At 47.6% G+C, this 26,283-nt stretch carries 26 protein-coding genes and 1 tRNA gene; 10 read left to right on the top strand and 17 right to left on the bottom strand.

Going from position 1 to position 26,283, the window contains the following annotated elements; all coding sequences use genetic code 11:
• Positions 1-284: 284 nt before the first annotated feature.
• From A3750_RS09640 to A3750_RS09620, 5 genes are all read right to left on the bottom strand, one after another.
• Positions 285-360: transfer RNA gene (locus A3750_RS09640), tRNA-Gly, on the bottom strand.
• Positions 361-474: 114 nt separating this feature from the next.
• The gene (gene pgsA / locus A3750_RS09635; RefSeq protein WP_068456653.1) at positions 475-1,053 is read right to left on the bottom strand and encodes a CDP-diacylglycerol--glycerol-3-phosphate 3-phosphatidyltransferase; all 579 of its coding nucleotides are present in this window, start codon (positions 1,051-1,053) and stop codon (positions 475-477) included.
• A 14-nt stretch (positions 1,054-1,067) separates the two neighbouring features.
• On the bottom strand, positions 1,068-2,936 hold the full coding sequence (uvrC, locus tag A3750_RS09630; protein WP_068548214.1) for an excinuclease ABC subunit UvrC: 1,869 nt from the start codon (positions 2,934-2,936) through the stop codon (positions 1,068-1,070).
• Positions 2,923-3,558, bottom strand: coding sequence for a response regulator (locus tag A3750_RS09625; RefSeq protein ID WP_068548216.1), 636 nt, complete (start codon positions 3,556-3,558; stop codon positions 2,923-2,925). Before A3750_RS09625 ends, uvrC begins: the two co-directional genes overlap by 14 nt.
• Before the next feature lie 135 nt (positions 3,559-3,693).
• On the bottom strand, positions 3,694-4,911 hold the full coding sequence (locus A3750_RS09620; RefSeq protein ID WP_156498508.1) for a hypothetical protein: 1,218 nt from the start codon (positions 4,909-4,911) through the stop codon (positions 3,694-3,696).
• Between the two features lie 161 nt (positions 4,912-5,072).
• Between A3750_RS09620 and lexA the strand changes: the two genes are divergently transcribed.
• Positions 5,073-5,684 carry a transcriptional repressor LexA gene (lexA, locus tag A3750_RS09615; RefSeq protein ID WP_068451201.1) on the top strand — a complete coding sequence of 204 codons (612 nt, stop codon included), beginning with the start codon at positions 5,073-5,075 and terminating at the stop codon, positions 5,682-5,684.
• Positions 5,681-6,136, top strand: coding sequence for a SulA-like leucine-rich domain-containing protein (locus A3750_RS09610; RefSeq protein ID WP_068520952.1), 456 nt, complete (start codon positions 5,681-5,683; stop codon positions 6,134-6,136). The genes lexA and A3750_RS09610 overlap by 4 nt, the downstream gene beginning before the upstream one ends.
• 114 nt (positions 6,137-6,250) lie before the next feature.
• Here A3750_RS09610 and A3750_RS09605 read toward each other — a convergent pair whose 3' ends face one another.
• Positions 6,251-6,499 carry a hypothetical protein gene (locus A3750_RS09605; protein ID WP_082862980.1) on the bottom strand — a complete coding sequence of 83 codons (249 nt, stop codon included), beginning with the start codon at positions 6,497-6,499 and terminating at the stop codon, positions 6,251-6,253.
• Positions 6,500-6,545: 46 nt separating this feature from the next.
• Positions 6,546-7,076: a hypothetical protein gene (locus A3750_RS09600; protein ID WP_068451196.1), complete on the bottom strand. Its 531-nt coding sequence runs from the start codon at positions 7,074-7,076 to the stop codon at positions 6,546-6,548.
• A gap of 119 nt (positions 7,077-7,195) precedes the next feature.
• Between A3750_RS09600 and A3750_RS09595 the strand changes: the two genes are divergently transcribed.
• From A3750_RS09595 to A3750_RS09575, 5 genes are read left to right on the top strand one after another with little or no spacing between them, the layout of a single operon-like run.
• Positions 7,196-8,224, top strand: a complete 1,029-nt coding sequence (locus tag A3750_RS09595) for a response regulator (protein ID WP_068451193.1) — start codon at positions 7,196-7,198, stop codon at positions 8,222-8,224.
• A gap of 4 nt (positions 8,225-8,228) precedes the next feature.
• Positions 8,229-9,191 carry a GGDEF domain-containing protein gene (locus tag A3750_RS09590; protein WP_068451190.1) on the top strand — a complete coding sequence of 321 codons (963 nt, stop codon included), beginning with the start codon at positions 8,229-8,231 and terminating at the stop codon, positions 9,189-9,191.
• A gap of 22 nt (positions 9,192-9,213) precedes the next feature.
• On the top strand, positions 9,214-10,251 hold the full coding sequence (locus tag A3750_RS09585) for a glycosyltransferase family 4 protein (protein ID WP_082873246.1): 1,038 nt from the start codon (positions 9,214-9,216) through the stop codon (positions 10,249-10,251).
• Positions 10,248-10,973: an AzlC family ABC transporter permease gene (locus A3750_RS09580; RefSeq protein WP_068548213.1), complete on the top strand. Its 726-nt coding sequence runs from the start codon at positions 10,248-10,250 to the stop codon at positions 10,971-10,973. The genes A3750_RS09585 and A3750_RS09580 overlap by 4 nt, the downstream gene beginning before the upstream one ends.
• Positions 10,964-11,296, top strand: a complete 333-nt coding sequence (locus A3750_RS09575) for a branched-chain amino acid transporter permease (protein ID WP_068455917.1) — start codon at positions 10,964-10,966, stop codon at positions 11,294-11,296. Before A3750_RS09580 ends, A3750_RS09575 begins: the two co-directional genes overlap by 10 nt.
• A 35-nt stretch (positions 11,297-11,331) precedes the next feature.
• Here the strand turns inward: A3750_RS09575 and A3750_RS09570 are convergent, their stop codons facing one another.
• Complete coding sequence (locus A3750_RS09570) at positions 11,332-12,081, bottom strand: glycosyltransferase family 2 protein (RefSeq protein ID WP_068548212.1); 750 nt, start codon at positions 12,079-12,081, stop codon at positions 11,332-11,334.
• Between the two features lie 134 nt (positions 12,082-12,215).
• Positions 12,216-14,132, bottom strand: coding sequence for a molecular chaperone HtpG (htpG, locus tag A3750_RS09565; protein WP_068548211.1), 1,917 nt, complete (start codon positions 14,130-14,132; stop codon positions 12,216-12,218).
• Between the two features lie 261 nt (positions 14,133-14,393).
• Between htpG and A3750_RS09560 the strand changes: the two genes are divergently transcribed.
• Complete coding sequence (locus A3750_RS09560) at positions 14,394-15,524, top strand: SMP-30/gluconolactonase/LRE family protein (RefSeq protein ID WP_068548210.1); 1,131 nt, start codon at positions 14,394-14,396, stop codon at positions 15,522-15,524.
• A 49-nt stretch (positions 15,525-15,573) separates the two neighbouring features.
• Here A3750_RS09560 and A3750_RS26820 read toward each other — a convergent pair whose 3' ends face one another.
• Positions 15,574-16,506 carry a PaaI family thioesterase gene (locus tag A3750_RS26820; protein ID WP_068455905.1) on the bottom strand — a complete coding sequence of 311 codons (933 nt, stop codon included), beginning with the start codon at positions 16,504-16,506 and terminating at the stop codon, positions 15,574-15,576.
• 118 nt (positions 16,507-16,624) lie between these two features.
• Between A3750_RS26820 and A3750_RS09550 the strand changes: the two genes are divergently transcribed.
• Positions 16,625-17,893: an NADH:flavin oxidoreductase/NADH oxidase family protein gene (locus tag A3750_RS09550; RefSeq protein ID WP_068455902.1), complete on the top strand. Its 1,269-nt coding sequence runs from the start codon at positions 16,625-16,627 to the stop codon at positions 17,891-17,893.
• An 18-nt stretch (positions 17,894-17,911) separates the two neighbouring features.
• On the opposite strand, the gene A3750_RS09545 is transcribed toward A3750_RS09550, so the two are convergent.
• The 7 genes from A3750_RS09545 to guaB all read right to left on the bottom strand — a co-directional run bounded on the left by A3750_RS09545 (position 17,912) and on the right by guaB (position 25,409).
• The gene (locus tag A3750_RS09545) at positions 17,912-18,820 is read right to left on the bottom strand and encodes an alpha/beta fold hydrolase (RefSeq protein WP_197474983.1); all 909 of its coding nucleotides are present in this window, start codon (positions 18,818-18,820) and stop codon (positions 17,912-17,914) included.
• Positions 18,820-20,136, bottom strand: a complete 1,317-nt coding sequence (locus A3750_RS09540) for a hypothetical protein (RefSeq protein ID WP_068450734.1) — start codon at positions 20,134-20,136, stop codon at positions 18,820-18,822. Before A3750_RS09540 ends, A3750_RS09545 begins: the two co-directional genes overlap by 1 nt.
• 37 nt (positions 20,137-20,173) lie before the next feature.
• Positions 20,174-20,608 carry an HIT domain-containing protein gene (locus A3750_RS09535; protein WP_068450731.1) on the bottom strand — a complete coding sequence of 145 codons (435 nt, stop codon included), beginning with the start codon at positions 20,606-20,608 and terminating at the stop codon, positions 20,174-20,176.
• A gap of 2 nt (positions 20,609-20,610) precedes the next feature.
• Positions 20,611-21,600: a UDP-glucose 4-epimerase GalE gene (gene galE / locus A3750_RS09530; RefSeq protein WP_068450720.1), complete on the bottom strand. Its 990-nt coding sequence runs from the start codon at positions 21,598-21,600 to the stop codon at positions 20,611-20,613.
• 124 nt (positions 21,601-21,724) lie between these two features.
• Complete coding sequence (tadA, locus tag A3750_RS09525; protein WP_068450717.1) at positions 21,725-22,216, bottom strand: tRNA adenosine(34) deaminase TadA; 492 nt, start codon at positions 22,214-22,216, stop codon at positions 21,725-21,727.
• Positions 22,217-22,252: 36 nt separating this feature from the next.
• Positions 22,253-23,848, bottom strand: coding sequence for a glutamine-hydrolyzing GMP synthase (gene guaA, locus A3750_RS09520; RefSeq protein WP_068450712.1), 1,596 nt, complete (start codon positions 23,846-23,848; stop codon positions 22,253-22,255).
• 91 nt (positions 23,849-23,939) lie between these two features.
• A complete protein-coding gene (guaB, locus tag A3750_RS09515; RefSeq protein ID WP_068450709.1) occupies positions 23,940-25,409 on the bottom strand; it encodes an IMP dehydrogenase in 1,470 nt (489 codons plus the stop codon).
• A gap of 123 nt (positions 25,410-25,532) precedes the next feature.
• Between guaB and xseA the strand changes: the two genes are divergently transcribed.
• On the top strand, positions 25,533-26,283 hold a 751-nt coding region (xseA, locus tag A3750_RS09510; protein ID WP_068548209.1), incomplete at its 3' end, for an exodeoxyribonuclease VII large subunit.

The raw sequence follows: 26,283 nt of genomic DNA, 5'->3' as shown, positions 1-26,283 counted from the left end.
CGCCATCTTGTGCAAGGTGTTTAAGTGCCTTCGATGAACATGGATTGCTACATCCAGTGCACTCTTTACCTTTGGTCGTACTATCGTACTCAGCGCTTTGCTATCGCGCCATCTTGTGCAAGNTGTTTAAGTGCCTTCGATGAACATGGATTGCTACATCCAGTGCACTCTTTACCTTTGGTCGTACTATCGTACTCAGCGCTTTTCTAGAGCGCCTTTAAAAGCCTCACAGATTATAGTGTGCTTTTAACAAAAACGCCTCGGGGTTTCCGAGGCATTTTATTTGGAGCGGGAAACGAGATTCGAACTCGCGACCCCGACCTTGGCAAGGTCGTGCTCTACCAACTGAGCTATTCCCGCGTAAACTTTTCATCGCGCTAGGACATGCCTTGCGAAGAGGCGCATATATTAACGAATCGATTAAAAGAGTCAAGCAAGTTCTGCAGCAAAATTTAATTACTTCGGCTACGGATACTAATGACGCTCCTGGCCGCCACCGCCTAGGCTCTCTTTACCAAACATAGTGCCCCAAGAGGCCGATAGATACTGCACCATTGACCACATAGTAAGGATCGCTGCAAATACCATTAGACCGTATCCAAACCAAAATGACTCATCAACCTTTGCACCGATAAGCAAAAAGAAAATCGAGCTCATCTGACACATGGTCTTCACTTTACCAATATAACCAACCTTTACCGATTCGCGCTTACCTTGCTCCGCCATCCATTCACGTAGCGCTGAAACAACCACCTCTCGACCAACAATGACAATAGCCGGAATGGTAATCCACCAAACACTAAACTCTTCGATAATTACAGCTAGAGAAATCGTGACCATGAGCTTGTCTGCAACAGGATCAAGAAAGGCTCCAAAAGGCGTCATCTGGTCCCACTTTCGAGCCAAATAACCATCAAACCAATCGGTCACGCCGGCAATCCAGAAAACCGCGGCACACGCGTAATAGTTCCAATCATAAGGTAGATAAAATGCGATCACGAAAACAGGAATCAAGACGATTCGTGACAGAGTCAGAATATTCGGTAAGTTCATTTTCTTGTCTCTACTCAGTCGCCATGCAAACTGAGATAAATATGTTCTGCAAGATTACTGCTAATGCCATCAACCTTACTTATTTCTTCGATTGAGGCCGTTTTAATTCCCTGCACACTACCGAAATACTTAATGAGAGCACGCCGACGTGTAGGACCGACGCCTTCAATCACCTCAAGCTGAGATTGAGGACGACTCTTATCGCGCCGCTTTCTATGCCCAGTTATCGCAAATCGATGCGCCTCATCACGTATTTGCTGCATTAAATGCAAGCTGGGCTCATCGGCTGCGCATTGTATCGTTTTCAGACCGCCCTGCCCATCAGGAATAAACAGAGTTTCAAAACCCGCTTTACGGGTTGTGCCTTTCGCAATACCGAGCAACAAAATGTCGCTAGCGTTTAACGCACTCATAACCTCAATAGCCATATTCAGCTGCCCCTTGCCGCCATCAATAAAAATAATGTCTGGCCTTTTGGTAGGCTCATCATTTACTTTTCGATAACGACGTGAAAGCGCCTGACGCATGGCGGCGTAATCATCTCCAGGTTCAATACCTTCAATGTTGAAGGTTCGATAATCAGATTTGAGCGGCCCCTGATCATTAAACACAACACAGGATGCAACTGTCTTCTCGCCGGAACTATGGCTAATATCGAAGCACTCCATTCGCTTGGGAAGCGCCGGTAATTGCAATAATGTACGAAGCGAATCAACGCGCTGAAAAACGTTTTCTTTGTTCGCGAGATACGTCTTAAGCGCATTATCCGCATTGGTCTGAGCAAGTTTCTGCCACTGTGCACGAATCGTTTTCACTTTATGGGCAAAACGAATCTGCTTGCCGGCGACACTCTGGAGCGCATCGCTGAGCATTTCTTTATCCGGAACGCTAAAAGGCAGAATCACCTCACTCGGCAAGTCCTTCTCAACACCAGAACCCACATAGTATTGCTCTAAAAAACCTTGTAGTCGCTCTTCCTGACTTTCGTCGAGCAAGACTTTAGGTGTGTAGTTTTTGTGTCCCAAAATACGCCCTTTACGAATAAAGAGCATCGAATACACACTAATACCTGGCCCATCGCTCATGGCGATGACATCAAGATCTGCAATGCCTGACTCAACACTTTGACTTTCCTGTGCATGGCGCAAGTATTGGATCTGATCACGCAGCTCTGCTGCTTTTTCAAAATCTAAATCGACCGAAGCTTTCTCCATCTCTTTGATCAATTGACGAATTAGCTCAGGGTTCTTGCCTTGCAAGAACATCACAACATGCTCAACGTCTTGTCGATACTCCTCTTCACTCACCAAGCCAACACAAGGCGCTTTACAGCGTTTTATTTGGTACTGCAAACAAGGGCGAGAACGATTCCGATAGAATGATTCCTGACACTGGCGCACCTTAAATAGCTTCTCCAACAATCCTAGACTTTCGCGCACCGCATGCGCATTCGGAAACGGTCCAAAGTATTGCCCCACTTTGCCTTTGCTACGAACACGCTTGAGACTCAAAGAAGGAAATTCTTTATCACTGGCTAAATAGATATAGGGGTAGGACTTATCATCTCTAAGCAAAATATTGTAAGGAGGCTTCAACTCCTTAATCAGATTTTGCTCAAGAATCAGCGCATCGGTTTCACTGTTGGTGATCGTAACTTCAATATTGGCAATCTTTGAAACCAGCGCCCTTGTTTTAGGCGCATGATCTTGCTTGAGAAAATAACTCGAGACACGCTTTTTTAAGCTCTTAGCCTTGCCAACATAAAGTATGTCGCCCACGGCATCGAACATGCGATACACGCCGGGGGCCAAAGAAAGGTTTTTTAAATATGATTTTGCATCGAAAGATGCGGGATGGTTTTGTGTTTGTTTACCCGGCGGCATCAACTTCTAACAGCCCATGCTTAAGCGCTAAGAGGGTCAACTCCACGTCACTTTGGATCTTTAGCTTTTCAAAAATACGATAGCGATAGGTATTCACTGTTTTTGGGCTAAGGCAAAGCGCATCAGATATATCCTGAACCTTTCTACAATCAATGATCATGGACGCTATTTGCATCTCGCGACTTGATAGGTCTTCGAATGGGTCTGCGCTATCATTTAAGGCAATATTTTGCGCGATATCAGCACTAAGGTAGCGCTCGCCCAGGTCGACTATTTTTATCGCCTTAATAATTTCTGAAATATGACTGCTTTTTGAAACATATCCGGTGGCGCCTGCACTAAGTACACGCTGAGCGAATGGCGTATCCGTGCAGCCTGATACGACAACGATCTTTGAATTTCGACAGGCACTTCTGATCCGTCGAGTCGCCTCTAGGCCGCCAATTCCGGGCATCTTCATATCCATAAGAATAATCGAAGGGGCCAGATCACGCGCCATAGTAACCGCATCCTCTCCAGAGGCCGCCTCCCCAACTACTTGGATAGCACCATCATCTTCGAGCATACGCGCAATGCCCGCTCGAATGAGGTCATGATCGTCCACTACTAACACGTCTATCACGGCTCGCCTCGCCTGCTTGGAAACGTCATCGACCAAGCTAATTGTTATTCATATTCTTCTATATCGTCTAGTTTATGTTCATTGTCCTAAAATGTGAAATATTGTGACTAAATAACCTTATAAGATGTTTGTAATTTAGAAGTACTTCACGAGCTCCAGCTGAATGAAGTCTTCGGTCTGGAGAAATTGTGTTTTCTTATCAGAATCTAGGCCGGAAGTCGGCGTTAGCCTTGGCAAACCTTCGAACATCCATGCCTCAACAAAAACCTTGAGGTCACTGCTAATCCTCTGACTGGCCTCAAGCGAGTAGATTCTCTCATCAGTATGGGTATCAAAAATTCCCCCAAACAGGATTTCCGAAGAGTCGGCATCATTAAATGCATAGCGCCAACCAATGAACACGTCATCTTCAAAAATCACGCTCACGTCATTCTTGCGCTCATCAAAAAGATACTCGATGATCCACCCCAAATCGGCGTAGCTTTCAAAAATCCCAACCTGCGTGTATTCAAAGCCAGCAACTGCAGCGGCGTAGCGATCTCCAAGACCTTTATTGGTTAAAGCCTCTAGCTTCAAGAGCCAAGAATCATAAATGTACTGCGCCTCGAGGCTTGTTTGATCAATCTGTTGATAAAAGGGAATAAAGGCAGGGTCAAGGGGATTGTTATTGAAAACCAATAAAGGATCACGCGCCGTTCCTGAAAAATGCGCAAGCGCAAACTCTAACTCATCAATATAATGTGCGTAGCGCAGTGCAACATCCTGATGTTTGTTCTCAGCACCGGATTCAAACTGCGCCTCATCTGCCCGCACTTCAAACGGAAGCGCCAAGCGGCCATCGAGGCTTGGATAACTGCGCTCTCGAAAATAAGGTAACCAAAAAAGACTGATCGTCCCCCACTCTTTTTCGCTTGCTAGCTTGAGCATAGGCTGACCAAGCTTGTCCTCGTCATCTACAGCTTCTACACCATCCGTCTGGTTGATGATATCGACCAAGTGCAGAGACTCCGTCACCCCCCAGAACTCCTTGCTAACTCCGCCCTTTAACGACCACTCGTCACCAACGTAAACCCAGGATGCTTCGCGCAAATCTAGATGCGTGCGCTCGTCGTCATGAACATCGTAGCGGCCAAAAAGCAATAATTCGTAATCGCCGCTGAGCATGGCGCCGTCATAACCCAACTCACCTCTGGCCGAGAAGCGAGACTGATCCTGCCCATAAAACCCCGGTTCGGCAAAACCTCGCCACTCGATCCCTAACTCAACCTCTGGTTCTGATGCAACAACCGGCGCAAACGCAAAAATAACCGCAAACACACTCCAACGAAGCTCTTTTCCCAACATGTCAGACACTCTCTTTATTCTTATCTGCGACACATTTTGCCTAGCCAACAGAGCGCTGAATAGAGCATGACTTGGAAAAGATTGATCCATCGACTTTACAAAACCCAAAACCCTGTATACATTTACAGTTACTGGATATAACAACAGATACATATCGACGGGAAACACCCATGGAAAAGCTCACCAAACGGCAAAGCGAAGTATTGGCGCTGATCAAAACGCACATTGAAGAGACAGGATACCCGCCTACTCGTGCTGAAATCGCTCTCGCGCTGGGCTTCCGCTCTCCGAATGCAGCCGAGGATCACATCAAGGCCCTTGCTAAAAAAGGCGCGATAGAAATTGTGCCAGGCGCCAGCCGCGGTATCCGACTCCCTCAAGAAGAGGAAGACTTGGGGCTTCCGATAGTCGGCCAGGTTGCCGCCGGCAACCCTATTCTTGGTGAAGAGAACATCGAAGATTACTGCTCCCTTCAGCCAGAATTTTTCAATCCGGCTGCCGATTACTTGTTAAGAGTACGTGGCATGAGTATGAAGGACATAGGGATACTCGACGGAGACTTACTCGCGGTGCATCGCACTGAGCAGGCTCGCAATGGCCAAGTCGTTGTCGCAAGACTAGAAGATGAAGTAACCGTCAAACGTTTCTTCAAAAACAAACACCTTGTTGAGCTACACGCGGAAAACGAAGAATTCGATCCAATTATTGTTGATCTCAAAGAACAGCCGTTGGCCATTGAAGGTCTTGCGGTTGGCGTCATTCGAAAGGATACCTTGCAATGAACGAAGCATACATCCAAACAGACCTACTACACTCCCCCGAATATGAACAGAGAGGCATTCAGCAATCGACAATAGGGCCGAACAAGAGCCCTGCAAAAGAAGCGAATGTAACCGAGATTATTATCGCCAAAGCCAAATCCGATAGCGTGCAAATGCTACTGCCAATGCTTACGCGCCTGAATCAGGAGCAGCGTTGGCTGGCATTGATTGACCCACCAACGGAGCTCCTGCAACGCTGGAAAGACGAGCGACAAGCTGGCCTAGATGAGATTATGATATTGCGTTCAACTGACCATAGCGCCGCTGCGGATTTGTGCGAAAAAGCATTAGCGATGGGCACCTGCCATGCCGCCATATTATGGTCACAGGGCATTAGCAATGAAGCATTTGAACGTTTAGAGAAAGCTTCGATGCAAGGAGACAGCCATGGTATCGTTCTGCGGAGCCGTTAATAGCGAGCTGAAATAAAAAATGGGGCTTTACGCCCCATTTAAAGTTGTTTTGAAGATTAGAATTAACCGCTCGAAGTTTCAGCCTTTCGAGATGTGTGCATCGAAGGCCCTCGTTTAATGAATCGTCGAAGGCACTTCGTCTTCCTGTTTTGCTTCATATGCTGCGCGCGTTTTCGCGCTTGCAGTTTGGACACCTGCGCCGATCATAGCCTTGGCAACATCAACCTGGTGTTCGCGAAGATACTCAATAACTTCTTCTGAAAACTGAATAGTCACCAATGCTTCTTCGTCATCCATGCGCTTAAGCACGAACTCTCCGTCGTCTTGCTCTACAATTTCCAAAAACGAACTATCTGTACTCACACTGACTCCGAACTACTGTCTTAATTTGGTCGATATGGTAACACAACTACCATTCTGAATGCTGTTCTCTGACATGCTCAATAAACAGTTTTAACTCTGTTAACATTCGGGAGATATCATTGAGGCCGTTTAATACAGAGCACGGTCGAATATCGAGCTGAACGATGCTTAGCCCGTCATAAACAACCGCGTTCTCATCATTTGTTTTTTTATCCGCCATGCTAGCTGAGTCGGCCCAATCTATTGCATTTAATCGCTCCAATTCTATAAAACCCTTTACCCAACTATCAGGTTGCTTTAACTCTGCCTTTAGTTGATCAAGACTGGGAGAGCCAGCAAACGTTTGCTCAAAGTCTTGCAAAGACAAAACCCGTGCCTTCTTTGCTTTGGGTGCTAATAGCCCCACCCACTCATTCAACCAGCACGCCCAAAGCTCGCGCGCACTCAAAATTGCACCGTTTTGATACATCCTAACGCCTAATAAAGGCGCGCCAGAAGCCTCAAGATCTTGGGCTTCTGACAGCATTTTCTGCGCAAATAACAGCTGCGCTTGGACAGCCTGTTTCCATGAACTCATTGCAACCTCCTGCTCGATTCGAAAATTATACGCGAATCAAATTGTTAGCGCGTACTTGAATAGCAGAGCCGCATGATCTTTACTGTTAGGAGGCATTGAACCAAGGATAAAACGGCCGAATGAGTACTAAAGTACTAATCTGCGATGATTCCAAGCTTGCGCGCAAGCACATGGCAGCATCGCTCCCGGAAGATTGGGATATCGAACTACAGTTCGCAGAGCACGGTGCCGAAGCGCTGACGCTGTTAAAAGCTGGCGAAGCAGAGGTCATGTTCATCGACCTCAATATGCCTGTCATGGATGGCTACGAGACACTCGAGATGATCGCTAAACTTGGGCTTCCTTGTGTCAGCGTCGTCGTTTCTGGAGACATTCAGCCCGAAGCTCACGAAAGGGTGAAACGCCTCGGTGCAATCGACTTCATTAAAAAACCAATTGATGAAGGGGTGCTTAACAGCCTACTAGAAAACTACGGACTGTACCGCGCTTCAGACGTATCATCAGAGAGCGGCGACAAGACCTGCAAAAATCGCCAAGAGGCTGTTGAAAGCCTCGCGCATATCGACTACCGAGAATATATGCAGGAAGCGAGCAATGTCGCTATGGGTCAGGCAGCAGATCTACTCGCTCGCTACCTGAACGTTTTTGTCAAACTCCCTATCCCTAACGTCAATCTAATTGAAGTTGGTGAGCTTGAGATGGCTCTAGCGCAAACGGAAGATACGTCCAGCTACTCTGCTGTATGCCAAGGTTTTATTGGTTCCGGCATCTCTGGTGAATCCTTACTTATATTCAATGATGCTAGCTTCAGTGACATGGCATCACTGCTTAATTTTCAAGGCGAAATCGATCGAAAGGCAGAGCTTGAGTTGCTTATGGAGATGGCAGGAATTTTATCCGGCGCCTGTATTAATGGTTTGGCAGATCAACTGGATTTGGTATTTAGCCAAGGACATCCCGTAGTATTGGGGCAGCATGTCCAAGTCAATGAGCTCATCGGTGCAAACGCAAACCGATGGAAGCAAACCCTTGCGGTAGAAATTAACTACACCATAGAAAACCACAATATATCGTGTGACCTTTTGCTTCTTTTTACAGAGGACTCACTCGATAAGTTATATGAACAGATCAACTACTTACTGAACTAGACCTATGGATGCGGCACTCGAACAAATGAAGGAATTCCACTGGCTTCTGGATATGCTCCAGACAGTAGACGTGGGCCTAGTCGTGATCGACCAGGAATTTAACGTCAAGGTCTGGAACAGCTTCATGGAGAGTCATAGCGGCGTATCCTCAGACCTTATTCGCGACAAGAATCTGTTTAAGCAATTTGAGGACTTACCTGAAGGCTGGCTCCGCCAGAAAGCAAGTACCGTATTTGCGTTAAAGAATCGCTCTTTCATCACCTGGGAACAAAGACCCTATTTATTCAAGTTTCCAAACTATCGTCCGATTACTGGTACTGAAGAATTCATGTATCAGAACATCACGATCTCACCGCTGCTGTCTCTCGATGGAAGTGTTAATCAGGCGGTGATAATCATCTACGACGTCACCGACATAGTCGCCAATCGAAAGGCGCTCGAGAAGGTAAATGGAGAGCTCGAGCAGCTTAGTCGAACAGATCGACTCACTCAGCTATTTAATCGTGGATACTGGGAAGAATGCTTGATTAGGGAATACGAGCGCTTTACACGCTATAAGACGGAATGTTCTGTGGTTATGCTCGACATCGATCATTTCAAGAAAGTAAATGACACGTACGGCCACCCAGCGGGAGATGCAGTTATAAAGCGCGTCGCTGAGTTAGTCCGCGATAATTTGCGAAAAACGGACATAGCAGGGCGATATGGCGGCGAAGAGTTTAGCGTCATCTTGCAAAATACGGATGATGCTTCCGCAGTCTATTTTTGTGAGCGCCTCAGAAAATCCGTTGAGAAGTGCACAGTAATGCATGATGGCAATGAAATCCGTTTCACAATAAGCCTAGGCATCAGCCAGGCTGACCCAGAGCTAGTAAATTACAAAGCATGGTTGGAACAAGCAGATCAAGCACTGTATGCCAGCAAAGAAGGCGGTCGAAATCAAACTTGGGTCTATGCCAAAGACTGAGTAAACTAGCGTTTTCTAATGAATGGATGCGCTTGCCTTGAACATTTGCCACGTTAATCTTGCCCGCGGTTTTAGCGGCGGTGAAAGTCAAACACTCGCGCTTATAAAGGAACATATTCGCCTTGGCCACAAGGTGAACGTCGTTGCGAAGACTGCCAGCCCCTTTGCAGAAACGTGTAAAAAGCTCGCCTGCACTGTCCACGAAGTTCGGCACTATCTTACCGGTCATAGCAAAAGCATTACGCAAGACTCCGCCGCTGTTCATGTACACGAAGGCCAAGCAGTGTACTGGGCCTTACTACAACACATATTGTTCAAAACACCGTATATTATTACCCGTCGTATCGATAATGCTTTCAAAGACAAATGGTTCTCAAACATAGCTTATCGAAAAGCCGCATGCATTGTGTGCGTCAGCCATGCCGTTGAGAGCGTTGTTAGAGCCCAGTTCCCTGACACAAGCACAAATGTTGTGAACGACTCACCCATAAGCTATCCCGTGGATGAAAACTTGCTGAGTTCACTTTGCAGTAAGTATCAAGATAAGTTCGTGGTCATTCAGGCAGCGAAACTCTACAAGCATAAGGGCTTTGATGTCACTATTTCAGCAGCCAAGCGCCTAGCGAAACATACCGACATCCATTTCTGCTTGCTCGGAGACGGTCCCGAACTTAAGGCGCTGCAAGAGCAAGCGAGTGGTCTGAAAAACGTGGAATTCCTTGGTCGCCAAAATGACATGGGCACATGGTTTGCACGCGCAGATGTTGTGGTGCTTCCCTCACACACAGAAGGAATGGGATCCGTATTGCTGGAGGCAACCCTGGCAGGTGTTCCGGTTATTGGAACACGTGCAGGCGGCATCCCCGACGCGATTCAACACGAGGTAAATGGTCTATTAATTGATGTGGGAGACGCAGAAGCACTGGCGCATGCGCTGCTTCGATTAGTCAGTGATGACCAACTAATACATGAAATAAGCGTTCGCGCCCCTGAATTTATCGAAGGCTTCAGTATCCAGCGGGCAGCTCAGCGCTACGAACACGTATACGAAAACCTATGAACACGCGCGTCTTAAAATCTGCTCTCAACAAAACGATGCCCGTGATGTTTGGTTATGTGCCGATGGGCATGGCGTTTGGTGTACTGTTCTCAGAGCTAGAATACGATTGGTACTATGCCACACTGATGGGCGTGGTTATTTTTGCAGGTGCCGCACAGTTTATGGCAGTAGGTTTACTTGCGGCTGGAGCGGGAATGTTAGAAGTCGCCATGACGACCCTCCTTCTCAATTCGCGTCATATATTCTATGGTCTATCCCTACTGAAAGAATTCAAAGTGAAAGGCTGGCGCCGTTGGTATCTCATCTTTGGCCTAACAGATGAAACCTACTCATTGCTGACCTCTTTAAAACAGACAAAAGACAAAGAAGAAAGAGGCTGCGATCACGACTCAGGCTCACTCAGCGAAGAGCAACTGACAATTACCTGCCTCAATCAAAGCTACTGGGTGCTTGGCTGTACACTGGGTGCCTTATTGGGAGAACTCCTCGGCAAGAATGGCAGTTTCGATACGCAAGGGTTGGAATTTACCTTAACAGCCCTCTTTATGGTGTTGGTTATCGAGCAATATAAAGCAGTAAGGACGCTAGCCCCGTTTCTAATCGCTATTACATGCGGAGCCATCGCGCTCTACTTCGCCCAACCGCAAAATATGCTCTTGGTATCCCTGAGTCTTACCCTCGCGTCACTACTGATGAAATACAGGTTGAAACCATGGACTTAGCATATTTACTCGCTTTTATCGCCACGATGGCCATTGCGACGTTCATCACCCGCGCACTGCCATTCTGGCTTTTTAGCGATCAACAGCATCCAGTCGTTCTATTTTTGGGCCGATATTTGCCCCCGGCCGTCATGACCCTATTGGTGATGTACTGTTTGAAAGGCGTGCAGTGGACAAGCGGAAATCACGGCTTACCAGAGCTGGTCAGCCTTGCTGTAGTGGTGAGCGCACACCTGCTTTTCAAAAACGCGTTAATTAGTATTTTCAGCGGCACCGCTATTTACATGCTTTGGGTTCAAGGTGTTCTCGCTCGCTTAATCTAAGCGAGCATAGAAGTCACGTTCAACGCCACCCAAGGTCAGTCTTTATGTTTGTCAGCGTAGGGCTTCATGTACTTATAGAAAACACCATTGGCGTTTGACCAAGAAATCGCTAGCCCTCTCCAGCCAGCCAAAATACCGCCTTTCAGAATAAAACTTTCGAAAAAACGCCACATGGCTTTGAAGAAAATAATCGCAGGAGGGTAGCTCTTCCCACTTTGACGATTGATCTCGGTGTACCGATCCACCTTAACCAAGAACTGCCCCAAATGCTGTACAGCATTGTGATCTATCGGATAAGACAGCTTTTTAACTGCGCTACCATCATGCAATGCAACGGACTCATGGACGTCATTATCATTAAAGTTATGCGCTTCTCGGTTAAACAAACGAACCAACCAGTCGCCACCCCAACCAGCGTATTTCACATACTTGCCCATCAGATAGTTTCTACGCAGCAGCTTAATCGCAATGGTTGGATCCTGATTGGGTAGCCACCCCTCAAGAAACTCTGAAAGCTCTGGACTGACCATTTCATCCGCATCAAGAGAAAGCACCCAGTCATTACTTGCGCACGCCACAGCCGCTTGTTTGGTCTTTCCAAAGCCAACAAACTTCCCTTCAAAGATAAGTACATTGGGGTATTCCGAGGCGATTGAGAGCGTGTCGTCACTTGAACCATTGTCGTACAGAACAACCTCCTGAAACGCCTTTAACGACTCAAGCGTCTCACGAATCGTGTCTGCAGCATTCTTAACGATGATCACCGCACTTACGTGCTCTATCATGTACTTTTCCTATCTCGCCGAATGATACGTTTCGACATCAAGCATACATAAAAAAAGGGAGCCGGGGTAACCTGACGCGCGGAACGAGCGGCAGGTTTTTTAAGGCTCCCTAAGGGACTAAGATCGCTAAATCGCTATTTAGACAAATCTAAAAGCAATTTGTTCAATCGACTTACAAATGCGCCAGGCTCTTTCAATTGATCGCCCATGGCAAGTGCGGCCTGATCAAACAATACAAGCGTTAGGTCGTTAAAACGCTCATCATCCTGCTCGTCATTCAGTTGCTTAACAAGAGGATGATCGCCGTTGATTTCAAAGCTTGGCTTACTCTCAGGAACAGGCTGACCTGCGGCCTCCATAATCTTCTTCATCTGTGCATCCATATCGTGTGCACCAGCGACCAAACAAGCAGGGCTATCGGTCAAACGATTCGACATCCGCACCTCATCCACTTTGTCAGATAGCAGCTCTTTGATCTGCTTGATCAAGCTTTCGTAGGTTTTGCTCGCTTCTTCCTGTTGCTTTTTGTCTTCTTCAGCCTCTGCCTCACCAAGATCCAACTCCCCCTTGGTCACATCTTGCAGATGCTTGCCTTCGAAGTCAGACAGGTATGAAATCATCCATCCATCTATTCGATCACTCAGCACAAGCACTTCAATCCCTTTCTTACGGAAGATTTCCATATGAGGGCTTGATAAACCTGCGGCATGACTTTCAGCAGAAATATAATAAATTTTCTCCTGCCCTTCAGACATACGAGCGACGTAATCATCAAGTGATACATTTTGAGTGCTATCGCCATTCGTTGAAGCAAAACGAAGCAGCTTCGCTAGTTTCTCTTTATTAGAGAAGTCTTCGCCAAGCCCTTCTTTGATTACTTGACCAAACTCGTTCCAGAACTCTTGGTACTTCTCAGCGTCGTTCTTGGCCATTTTTGACAGCGTATCCAAAACGCGCTTGGTCAGCGCTGTGCGCAAGCTGTCGACTGTTTTATCGCTTTGTAGAATTTCACGAGATACGTTCAAAGATAGATCACGCGTATCGACGATACCTTTCACAAAGCGAAGGTATAGCGGCAAAAACTGCTCCGCTTCGTCCATAATAAACACACGCTGAACGTAAAGTTTTAAGCCCCGAGGAACGTCACGGTTATAGAGGTCAAATGGCGCTTTGGAAGGAATATAGAGCAAACTCGTGTAATCCAGCTTGCCTTCAACACGGTTGTGCGACCAAGTGAGCGGGTCCTGGAAATCGTGTGAAATGTGCTTATAGAACGACTTGTAGTCATCGTCTGACACTTCAGATTTTGAAAGCGTCCAAAGCGCCGTCGCTTCGTTTACCGTCTCATCTTCAGGTGCTTTCTGCTCTTCGCCTTCTTCCGCAGGCATTGGCTCAGATTTCATAACAACCGGGAAAGAAATGTGATCTGAATACTTCTTCACAAGACCGCGCAAGCGCCAGCCATCGGCAAATTCAGTCTCATCATCTTTCAAATGCAACACAATTGACGTACCGCGCTGAGGGCGATCAACGGTCTCAATTGTAAATTCACCTTCACCCTCTGAAGTCCAGTGCACACCCTCTTCGGCAGCAACACCCGCGCGACGGGTAAACACTTCCACTTTTTTAGCGACAATGAACGCCGAGTAGAAACCAACACCAAACTGGCCAATCAACTGCGAATCCTGTTTGCTGTCGCCCGTTAGCTTAGACATAAAGTCGGCCGTACCAGACTTCGCAATTGTACCGAGGTTGTTGATCACGTCGTCCCGAGTCATCCCGATACCATTATCGGTAATGGTGACTGTCTTAGCGTCTTTATCGAAGTCGAGGCGAATTTTTAAATCACCATCGTTCTCATAAAGCGCATCGTTTGAAAGCGCCTCAAAACGAAGCTTATCCTCTGCATCTGATGCGTTAGAAATCAATTCTCTTAGGAAGATTTCTTTGTTGCTGTAAAGGGAATGAATCATTAGGTGAAGTAGTTGCTTCACTTCCGTTTGAAAGCCTAGCGTTTCAGCATTCTTGCTAAGATTCTCTGATTCAGACATACCAATGATCTCTCTTTTGAATAACGTTAATTGATTTAAAAAAAGAACCCTTGCTCAGCGCTCGACTGGAGTTGAAGGGTTGTCCAAAAACAGCACGAAGCCATTTTTTAAGCTGCAACTGTATGTAGGGACGAAGAGAGATAATTCAAGACTAAAGCAGACAAATTTCTTCACGCGACTAGCTGTCTATCAAGCGCACTTGACTTTAGACTTCCCGCCCACGAACATCCCTACTCCATAAAAAAACAAGATACCTTTCCCATGTTGCGAGCCTTTGTTATTTTTCTGTTTTCCATCGTCGTCTTCATCGGTTTGAGCGCCGCTGTTTTAGATGCCATCTACGGCGGTGGAGAAGCGTTCCCAGATCGCAGCTCGACACCCATTCTCGATCCGTCCAAACTCGAGCTAGTCGCTGATCTTCCTTACCCTCCGGGCAATATTGCCGTGAGCGAACAAGGGCGCATATTTTTCACTTATCACCCCGAAGGTCGGCCTGAATACAATCTTGCAGAGTTAGTAAATGGCGAGCCAACTGAGCTGCGCTTCAACGCACCTTCTGAATTGAATATTGAAACCGTTCTCTCGATGCGCATCGACCGACAAAATCGCTTATGGTTGCTCGACTACGCCAACCATGGAAGCGGCACGCCACAAATTGTCGCGATCGACCTTTCTTCGATGGACGTTGTGCATCACTATGTGTTCGAGAGCGACATTGCGCCTCTTGGCTCACACCTAAACGATTTTCAGGTAGACCCTACCGGCCGCTATATATTCATTGCTGATGCAAGCATCTTTGGCTTGAGCCCAGCCCTTATCGTCTATGATGTGCAAACGCAATCGGCACGTCGCGTTATCGAAGACCACGACTCTGTCGATCCAGACAACTTTATCCCGTTTGTAGAAGGCGAGAAGATGCTGATGCTTGGCGTTTTCGCCATTCGTCCCGGCGTAGACTCAATCGCATTAGACAGAAATGGCGAGTGGTTATATTTCGCACCGGTAACGGACAACATGATGCATCGCATACGAGTAGCCGACTTACTTGAGCCAAACTTACCTAAAGAGACGCTCTATGGTCGTATCGAAGCATTTGCAGAAAAAACAATGAGCGATGGTATTACGACAGACAATGCTGGAAACATCTATATTTCAGACTTAGAGCATTCAGCTATTATCGTTATGTCGCCGTCTGGAGAGATGAAGACTCTATACAAAGATAAAAAATTACGCTGGCCGGATGGCTTTAGTTTTGGCCCTGATGGGTATCTATACGTCACAGCGAGCGCACTTCAATACGTGATGGCCAAGCCCGACAGCTATATTGCTGAAAAAGGTCCGTATCAAATTTTCAAACTTAAAACGGACCAAACGGCAACACCGGGGCACTAATAGCTAAAGCAACGGCTGAGCAGCTTCAAATTGCTGCTCAGCCGGCACATCATTCAATCAAGAAGTGTGCTCGAGCAAGAGCAATAGGCTTGTCTTGGGACTCTTGCCAAGCATGCACTTCTACATTTGCGACACGTCCTCCTTGTCGAGTGACCTCACAAAGCGCAAACGTATCGGTATCCATACCGGCTCTCAAATAATCGATAGAGAAATCAATGATTTTTGGAAATGACTCAACAGGCTGGGTCGCCAAGAGATGTAAGCTACTCGACATTTCCATAAATCCACCCAAAACCCCACCGTGAATCGCAGGCAAAATCGGGTTACCCAAATTGCTATGGTTGCGAGTCAGTTTGAAAAGGCCTGACTCGACATCCCCATCAAATTCCACTCCAATATGCTTGGCGTAAGGAATCGCTTCAATCAATGCGTCATGCTGACCCGACGCAAGCACAGACTGCCGAAGCGTTTTCAAGTCACCCTCTAGGTGATGCATCTTTGGTGCCGGAAAGTGAGGCACATCAATGCCCTTCGTCATATGCTCAAGAGAGGGTATTCCCTTCGCACCCATGCGCATAAATGTTGCAACACAATGCGCTACCGTTCTATCCACTTGATAGGCTTCACATCGCATAAAAACAATGTTGTTGGTGACGCGGTAACAACTAGCACGGGCGTAGACTGGATATCCAGGCCGCGCAGAGCGCATGTAATCAACACGCAAATCTAAGGTGGGGCACAGCTCAAATTCCGGCATAGCGCATAAAACGGCTGCGCCAGCGGTGGTGTCCATCAGTGTCGTTATCGCTCCACCATGAATCACCTTCGAGTCGGGATTGCCAATAATTCTCTCTGAGTATGGCAGTTCGAGTATTAATTCATTTTCCCGCGCGGATGTGACCGTAATTCCCAATGCTTGGCATTGTGCCAACACGGAAATAAAAGACTCAACTTGTTTCAATAAAATGCTTTCATCGCGCATCGTTAATACTGCCTCGATTATTCCAAAGCGGCGATTATAGTGAACTTCGTCACATAAAATAAGATCAAAGCATAAAGAAGCATAATAACCACGCCGTATCACTCGAATAGGATCAGAGATGAGCTCACTTTTAGGAACCAACTTAGTACTCCCGTGCGGGTCGGAACTGACGAACCGAATTGCGAAAAGCGCCATGACCGAGGGGCTTGCGGAACCCGGCGATCTCCCCGGAAAGGCACTGGAAACGCTTTATCGCTCATGGTCACATGGCGGCGCCGGACTACATATCACCGGTAATGTTCAAATTGACAGTCGCTACCTCGAACGCGCAGGGAACGTGGTTTTGGAAGACGATAAAAACCTCCCAGCCTTTAAAGCGTGGGCGAACGCCTCTCAGGTCGCTGGAAATCAATGCTGGGTACAGTTGAACCATCCAGGACGTCAGTGCCCGAAGCTCGTCAATCGCCAACCTCTCGCCCCTTCAGAAGTTCAACTCGACATGCTGGGTAATTTTGGCAAGCCTAGAGCAATGAGCGAAGAAGACATCAACGATGTGATCAAACGCTTTGCTCGTTCGGCTGAACTTTGTCAGCAAGCCGGTTTTAGTGGAGTGCAGATTCATAGTGCTCATGGTTATTTACTCAGCCAGTTTCTCTCACCTCGTGTGAATACACGAACAGATAAGTGGGGAGGCAGTGTCGAGAATCGCGCGCGGCTGTTGCGAAACATTATTGCAGCGGTTCGAGAAAAAGTAGGGCCAACCTACCCTATTGGCGTAAAGCTCAATTCTGCAGATTTTCAAAAAGATGGCTTCACCTTTGAAGAATGCATGCAGGTGGCAAAGTGGCTGGGAGAAGAAGGGGTCGATCTACTTGAAATTTCTGGAGGCACCTACGAGCAGCTGAGCTTGATTGGTGTTGAGCCGACCGAAGTACGAGAAAGTACGCGAAAGCGTGAGGCGTATTTTATCGAGTATGCAAAACGTATCAAAGAGGCCGCAAACATACCTCTGATGGTTACGGGAGGATTCCGATCGCGATCCGTCATGGAAAAGGCACTTGCCGACAAAGAGCTCGATATGATCGGTTTAGCTCGCCCTCTTTGCACACAAACCGATTGCCCTGCAAAACTCATAGATGGCGCTATCGACACGCTCGATGACTATGAGAACCAGCTGGTCATGGGCAAAGGATTTTGGGGCAACAACAGCAGTTCGAACCTGATAAAGGCCATCAACAGCTACGGCCAAGTAGGTTTTTATTACTGGCAAATGATTTTGCTATCAAAAGGTTTAGCGCCAAACCCAAAAATTCACACATTGCGCTACTTTCTACGTCATATGAGCAATGACTTTCGTTTGAATATGCGTCGCAAACTTAAAGGATAAACCGCACAAGATGAGGAATTATTGCGCATCTTGTAACAATGAAAGAATATGCTCTGCGAACTCCTCGGGCCGCTCTTGCATAAAGCAATGGCCGCCCTCAACCTCATGCACGCTCACTAGGTCATAGTTTTTTTCCAGCTTTGGCAGTGTATTTCGTACAAACTCATAGGTTTTGTTGCCGTAAAGCATGTCAGCCGGAATTTGCAGCGCACTGAGTGAGGTCCATATCGCAGAGGTATAGCTGGCAAAAATAGCGCTCTCAATGCGCGGCGGGCATTTTAACTCAAAACCTCCTTTCTCCGAGGCGCGCATTCCATGCCTGATGTAGGAATGTAGGCAGTCGTCATCCCAGCCTTTAAACGTGCCTCGTTGATAGAAGTATCGCCACATAGCGTCTTCATCGTGCCAGTATGTTCCGCGCACTTTCGCTTGTTTGACCATCGGTAGATACTTTGACAAGCCAAGAAACTGCATCCCGTTTGCGGCAAGGGTGAACGCCCGCGATCCGATGATCGGATCGAGCATAATGATACGATCAAACAGCATGGAATCAGCAGCAGCCATTAGAAGCGTATTTACTCCGCCAAAGCTGTGCCCTAGTCCAACGCGAGGAACATCATTCCACATGCTAGAGTAATGTTGCCAAACCTCTGAAAAGTAATGCGCGCTGTCGTCCCAGTTAGTAAAACGCTCGCCTGCATCGCTATCGCCATGGCCTTGAGCATTGCTCAGGAATAGATCGAAGTGTTTGGACAAGGGCCCTAAAAACTTCTCATACACCAAACCATTAAACCCGTTCCCATGTAAAAAATGGATCACAGGTTTTCCGGAGGGCGGTGTGTAGTGGCCACGAAGCTTAAAACCGCCAGAAACCTCGTACTGCCAGGGTTCCAGGCCAGCTATAAACCTCGATATTTCTTCTCTCACTAAGCACTCCAGTTCATTAATATGGTGTTGTACTGCTCAAGCAGATCAGCCGGAAGCTCAGCTCCATGCTCGATCAACGCACCTAATGGCAAATCCTCGTAGAACAAATCTCTGCAGGCATGAACAAACTTAAGGGTGGTAAACGCATCAAACCAATCGTCAAACGCAGCCAGTGCTCTTTGTCCGTGCAATGCTTGTTTGCTGCAATGCAACAGAAACCGATCAAAGCGCAATGAATCAAGCACGTCAGGTAATACGTGATCTTGGCTCACCGAGGACTCAAGCCTTGCCAAAAACCTCTCTGGGGAAATTTCAGCGGCGCTATTATTAAGCACAAACCGCAATCTTCCAAGCGCTTTGAAGCTTTTGGGGTGATAATAACGATAGTCTTGCAGTGCTTGTTGATGCTGACCAATCTTAATCAGGGCCGGTCCGGTGCCAAAAGGCACCCGCTCGCTATCTCTGCCTGCGATCGACAGTTCCGGCTCATCCAAACTCACCACACCATTATGTTTCGCGAGTTTGTTTAAAAGATAAAAGTCTTCGCCTGCCGGGCGCTTCGGTACGCCTCGCACTTTGCAATAATCATCTAGGTTGATCAGCATCGTCGAGCCCAATGCGTGGTAGGCGTAAGGCGAGCCTGCCCCACTGAGCTGAGCAACATAATAGCGAAGCTTAAAGTCATACAAAGCGCTTTCAAGCTCGAGACCTTTGCTTGCCTTGTGCGTGAACGGATATACCATGGCACTTGGCGATCTAGCGCTCGCCCCAATACACAAGCCGTCTCGTACCGCAGAGAAATATCGATCAGGTAACGCGACATCCGCATCGCAAAAGTGTAACCAGCCAATATCGAGATTCGTTTGAGCAACTGCGATGGCGATATCTGCTCCAATTTTTCGCGCTAAACCCACTCCGTGTTTCGGGTCAATGGTATTTCCCTCAGAGCAGCGATCAACAATAAGAACCTGGTGGTTTTGGCTTACTTGGGCAAGATACAGGCGTGACGAGATTTCTTTTGCTTGAAGCGACTTCGTGAAGTGCTCAAGCGTTTTTTGGGTGCGTAATCTGGCTTTGGTTTTATCGACCACCGGATGCGGCGCATTCAATACCCAAATAGAAAGCAGGTTCTGATGCGCTGGCATCTCAAGGAACGATGAGAGCACGTCAATGCGCTCATCATAGGCGGGTAGAACAAATAACTCTTTTACTCCCTGCCCTATCTGCGACAAGGCAGAATCACTCCGCCATAGTTCTTGAGCCTCTGGTTCGGCATAGCGCTCTAGGTAATGCTGACGAACAGAAAGCGTTGACACGCGCGCCCTAGCCTCTTCTCGACATCGTATATCAGACTCAGGAAAACTGCTTTGCTAAACTGTCAACGAGGCCGCTTCGCAATGCCTCAAGCCTGGTCACCTCATAGGGCGTCGCTGCAAATTTTCCCCAAACAGGCGCAGGCCATGCATGATCTATCTTAAAACGAACAACATGGTGAATGTGCAGTTGTGCAACCACATTGCCAAGCGCGGCAATATTCAATTTGTCGCCATCAAAGCGTTCCATCAGATGCGTTGACAGCACATTACTCTCTTTGTCCAGTTGCGCTCGCTGCGCGTCATCCAAATGGTATAACTCAGTCACTTGGTCGCCAGAGGGTTTCACAACTCTCGGAATCAAAATACACCAAGGATAATGCGCATCATTCATCAGAACAACACGGCAAAGCGGCCAGTCGAACAAGAATACTGTGTCGCTCTCTAACCTAGAATCCAGAACAAAACCAGACATACTTATGCACCATCGCGCCTGGTTTGCCAAACAGCTTCCCAATCTAGCGCCGATTGCACAATCACGCCAAGATCATCATTGTCCGGTGCCCAGCCAAGCGTTTGTTTTATTTTCGTATTGTCGGCCATTAATGCATCTGGATCGCCCGCGCGCCTTTCTGTCTCTTCTACCGAGAAATCAACACCGGATTTTTCTTTCACAACGTCGATCACTTCTTTCACCGTAAAACCACGACCATAGCCACAGTTCATGATTTGCGAGTCACCACCTTTTGCCATGTAATCTAGCGCCATAACATGCGCCTTTGCTAAATCATCGACATGGATATAATCGCGAATACATGTGCCATCACGAGTTTCATAGTCGGTGCCAAATACTTTCATCCCGGTGCGGGCGCCGGTAACACACTCACAGGCAACTTTAATTAAGTGCGTTGCTTCGGGGGTTGCTTGGCCAATTCGGCTTTGAAGATCTGCACCGGCAACATTAAAGTAGCGCAAAATGACATGTTTAAGACCTGTTGCAAATGACAGATCACGGATCATCTGCTCGCTCATCATCTTCGACGCACCATAGGGGTTAATCGGTGCTAAAGGCATATCTTCTGTCAACACCTTCTCATCCGGCATGCCATATACTGCCGCCGTCGATGAAAATACCATGTATGGCGTCTGATGTTTTTGAATAACGCTTAACAGGTTTAGGGTATTGCGCGTGTTGTTGCCATAGTATTTAAGCGGATTCTCAACCGACTCAGGGACGACAATATTTGCAGCGAAGTGCAACACCGCCTCAAAAGTGTGTTCGGTAAATAGCGCATCAAGCTTGTCAAAGTCGCCGACATCACCAACCACTAACTCTCCGCAAGTCACCGCCCATTCGTAGCCAGTAGAGAGATTGTCGTATACAACAATATCGTGCCCAGCTTCTCCTAACTGCTTAACAACGTGACTTCCTATGTAGCCAGCACCGCCCGTTACCAATACTTTCATAATGCTCTCTTTCTCCGCGTTTCCGTTCAAGAAAATAATCTTAACCGATTCATTTGATTATCACATTTTATGCGCAATTATTTATGACCGCTTATTTGTTGTATTGATGAAGCGATCTAAGCCATCAAGGCGTCTTGCTGTTTAACTTGAGGGCCTTCTTTTTCTTGCGGCGAAGGTCAAAAAATGAGGAGATCAAGCCACTACAAGATTCTGCAAGCACATCGGAGGTGACTTCAACGCGCGTATTCATTGCAGCGTGCTCCAGCAAACGGTTCTGGCTGAGAACAGCACCAGCTTTGGGTTCTCGCGCACCAAACACCAAACGCCGAATACGAGAATGCACAATGGCGCCACAACACATCGTGCAAGGCTCTATAGTGACATATAAGGTCGCCTCAGGAAGCCGGTAATTACCCACTCTCTGGCAAGCCTCTCGGATAGCCAATACTTCGGCATGCGCCGTTGGATCACAGCTACCAATCGGCGCATTACAACCTTCTCCTACAATCTCGCCGTCCAGCACAACGACAGCACCAACAGGAACCTCCTGATGCTCGGCAGCACGCTCCGCTAAACGAAGCGCCTGTTGCATGAAGTACTCGTCGCTATGCTGCATTAGGTCGAGGTGCCGCTTGGCGAAACGCCGTTAGACCTACTCCCACTCAATCGTGGCTGGAGGTTTCGAAGAAATGTCATAAGTAACTCGAGAGATGCCAGAAATCTCATTAATGATACGGTTCGACACCAGCTCAAGAAAATCATATGGCAAATGCGCCCAACGCGCAGTCATAAAATCAATTGTCTCAACTGCGCGCAGAGATACCACGTACTCATATCGTCTTGCATCACCGACTACGCCAACGGACTTCACCGGTAGAAATACCGCGAATGCCTGACTCGTTTTATGGTACAGATCATGACGATGCAGCTCTTCAATAAAAATATGATCGGCGCGACGCAACAGATCCGCATATTCTTTCTTTATTTCACCTAAGATACGAACACCGAGCCCCGGACCTGGGAACGGATGGCGATACACCATGTCATAAGGCAGACCAAGCTCAAGGCCTATCTTACGAACCTCGTCCTTAAATAACTCGCGCAATGGTTCAACGAGCTTAAGCTTCATGTCCTCGGGCAAACCACCGACATTGTGGTGTGATTTTATGACGTGCGCCTTGCCGGTCTTGGAAGCCGCAGACTCGATAACATCGGGATAAATTGTGCCTTGAGCCAACCACTTCACATTCTCAATTTTGGATGACTCTTCATCAAACACCTCGATAAAGGTATTACCAATAATTTTACGCTTCTCTTCAGGGTCTGATGCACCCTTTAGTTTGCCTAAGAACAGGTCTTCAGCATCAGCACGGATAACTTTAACGCCCATGTTGTCAGCGAACATTTTCATTACCTGATCGCCTTCGTTATGGCGCAACAAGCCATTATCAACGAACACGCAGGTGAGTTGATCACCAATCGCTTTATGAAGTAGCGCCGCAACAACCGATGAATCAACGCCGCCCGACAAGCCTAACAATACGTGATCTGAACCAACCTGCTCTTTTACCGTAGCGACCGCATCGGCAACAATTTTGCTTGGCGTCCATAAAGCGTCGCAGCCAGCAATATCGAGCACAAAATGCTCAAGAATACGCTTACCCTGCAGGGTGTGAGTGACTTCAGGGTGGAACTGAACGCCATAGAAATGCTTGTCTACATTGCACATACCGGCAATCGGGCAAGATGGGGTCAGTGCCATTAATTCGAAACCATCGGGCATTGCAACAACCTTGTCACCATGACTCATCCAGACATCAAGCAATGCGTTGCCGTTCTCCCCAAAGTGATCTCGAATGTCCTTAAAAAGCGGATTTTCATTCGTAACTTCGATTTGCGCGTAACCAAACTCTTGCACATCAGAGCCTTCAACTTTTCCGCCTAGCTGCTCTGCCATGGTCTGCATACCGTAGCAAATACCTAGAACCGGCACACCAAGATCAAAAACCGCTTGCGGCGCTCGCGGAGTATTTTCACCCGTCACCGATTCTGGACCACCAGCGAGAATAATGGCCTTAGGGGCATAATCGCGGATTTCGCCATCTTCCATATCAAAGGCACGAATCTCACAGAACACTCCGATCTCACGAATTCGACGCGCGATTAGCTGTGTGTATTGAGAGCCAAAATCTAGAATGAGTACGCGGTGTGCGTGAATGTTCTGGTTTGCAGTTTCAGACGTGGTCATACCGATATTTACCTTAAAAAAATAATCGGGAGACGAATGCTCCCGATTATTGTGATCAACAAGTCGAACGAATCATGAATAACAGCAAGAATTAACCTACTCGATAGTTAGGCGCTTCCTTGGTGATCGTCACATCATGCACGTGACTCTCTTTCATACCTGCCGCTGTAATGCGGGTAAACTCAGGCTTAGTGCGCATTTCTTCAATATTTTGGCTTCCAGTGTAGCCCATGCTAGAGCGCAAACCGCCCATCAACTGATGAATAATGGCACTCATTGGCCCCTTGCAGGCGACACGACCTTCAATACCTTCGGGCACCAACTTATCAACACCAGATTTAGCATCTTGGAAGTAGCGATCACTTGAACCTTGGGCTTGCCCCATAGCACCAAGCGAGCCCATTCCGCGATACGCTTTATAGCTACGGCCTTGATACAGCTCCACTTCTCCCGGTGCTTCGTCAGTACCCGCTAACAAGCTACCAATCATGATGGTATGCGCGCCAGCGACAATCGCCTTAGATACATCACCAGAAAAGCGAATACCACCATCAGCAATAATAGGGATATCGAACGGCTTCAAAGCCTCGGCTACGTTTGCAATAGCAGAGATTTGTGGCACACCGACACCTGCAACAATACGCGTGGTACAAATAGAACCGGGGCCAATACCGACTTTAACCGCATCTGCTCCAGCTTCGGCAAGCGCGACAGCCGCTTCTGCTGTCGCAATGTTGCCGCCAATCACTTCTACTTGAGGATAGTTGTCTTTTACCCAACGAACTCGATCAAGCACGCCTTTCGAATGCCCGTGCGCAGTATCAACCACAATGACATCAACACCCGCTTTGACCAGCGCCGCTACGCGCTCTTCCGTGCCTTCACCCGTGCCAACCGCAGCACCTACTCGGAGCTGTCCAAATTCATCTTTACACGCGTTTGGATAATCTTGAGACTTTTGCATGTCCTTAACGGTCACCAAGCCAGTCAGCTCAAAATCATCATTAACGACAAGGACCTTCTCGATGCGATTTTTGTGCAGGATATCTTTAATGGCTTCTGTGGTTTCACCTTCTTTGACGGTAACGAGCCGTTCTCTAGGTGTCATGATCGCCGACACAGGCGTATCGAGACGGCTTTCAAAGCGGATATCTCGTCCCGTCACGATACCAACGAGATCTTTACCATCCACAACAGGGAGACCAGAAATCTTATGAGCACTGGTCAATTCCAGTACATCTCGAACAGTCGTCGTTGGTGTCACCGTTATCGGGTCTTTAACAACACCACTCTCAAACTTTTTAACCGCCCGAACAGTCGCCGCCTGTTCTTGGGCCGTCATGTTTTTATGCACAATGCCGATACCGCCTTCTTGCGCCATTGCTATTGCAAGGTTCGCTTCAGTCACGGTGTCCATTGCTGCCGATATAAGGGGAACGTTCAGGTTTATTTTGCGCGTCAAACGCGTGCTCAGGGCTACCTGATTGGGGAGAACTTCAGAATACCCAGGAATGAGTAATACGTCGTCAAAGGTCAATGCATCTTGCGCTATTCGCAACATCGGAGAATTCCTTAGCCATGCCGAGAAAAGCGGTTTATTATAGTTTGCTGTTTACCTTGCTGTAAATCACTAATTTGCATAGAATTTTCATGACCGATCGGTCAACAATCCACATGGCGTCTCATGTCTTATTTTTCTGAAAACACACCGCAGCCTGCTCGCAAACCATCAGCACTCACTGTTTCTGAACTAAATCGCCAGGTAAAGCGCATGCTCGAGGTAAGCTATGCGCAGGTGTGGGTGGTTGGCGAACTCTCGGGACTTGCCAAACCCTCCTCAGGACACTGGTATTTTTCCTTAAAAGATTCCAAAGCACAGATTCGCTGCGCAATGTTTCGCGGCTTTAACCAGAGGTTGCGCTATCAGCCCAAAGAAGGCGACAAAGTCATTGTTCGAGGAAAACTAAGCCTCTACGAAGGAAGGGGCGACTATCAGTTAATCGCTGAGGGAATGGAGCCCGCTGGAATCGGCGAGCTGCAAGCCGCTTTTGAGGCATTAAAACTGAAACTCTCTGCCGAAGGCCTCTTCGACCAGCGCCATAAAAAACCAGTCCCTACGATGCCACGATCAGTCTGCATAATCACATCTCCGACTGGAGCAGTGATTCACGACATTTTGCACGTTAGCCGCCGTCGATTCCCTGCAATGGAAATCAATCTAATCCCCGTAGCCGTGCAAGGCGAAGGTGCGGCACAACAGATCGCGCACGCTATCCGACTGGCAAATCGTCACAAGCCGGCTGATCTAATTATTGTTGGACGCGGAGGAGGCTCATTAGAAGACCTCTGGGCATTTAATGAAGAACTGGTGGCTCGGGCAATTCATCAAAGCGACCTGCCCATAATCAGCGCGGTTGGCCACGAAGTTGATTTTT

This window comes from Oleiphilus sp. HI0079, from assembly GCF_001635105.1.
The sequence above is the reverse complement of the archived record's forward strand: the minus strand, read 5'-3'. Positions and strand labels throughout refer to the sequence as shown.